The organism is Rhodococcus sp. AC861, assembly GCF_979256035.1.
The window spans coordinates 1-425 of sequence record NZ_CEEDMW010000017.1; the positions used below are offsets into that span (position 1 = coordinate 1).

The window sequence follows — 425 nt, forward strand, 5'->3', positions numbered from 1 at the left end:
CAAGGCATCCACCGTACGCTCTTCATTACTTACAACAAAGATGCTCGCGTCCACTGTGCAGTTCTCAAACAACACACACACAACCCTGTTCACGCTGCTCTCAGACACCCCCGAACAAACCAGGGACCGATAGACACAACCAACATTGCGTGTATTCGTTCTTGCCTAGAAAAAACACTCGCGTGTTCTCTCAGGACCCAACAGTGCATCGATATAGTGCCGGCTGGTCACGACTGAGCGTGACCGTTGTTGCCGGCTCTGGTTGTCAGTGTTCCACCCATGAGCGTCCACCCGACCAACGAATGTGGTCGGCGTGGTCTCTGCGCTGGTTCCCTCCCACCTGTGTGGGTGGTACTGCAGCGAGATGTGCTCCTTAGAAAGGAGGTGATCCAGCCGCACCTTCCGGTACGGCTACCTTGTTACGA

General features: G+C 54.8%; 1 rRNA gene. It reads right to left on the bottom strand.

Annotated features, from left to right (window positions below):
• Positions 1 to 377 precede the first annotated feature (377 nt).
• A 16S ribosomal RNA gene (locus AC0IX4_RS22950) occupies positions 378 to 425 on the bottom strand; the annotation flags it as partial.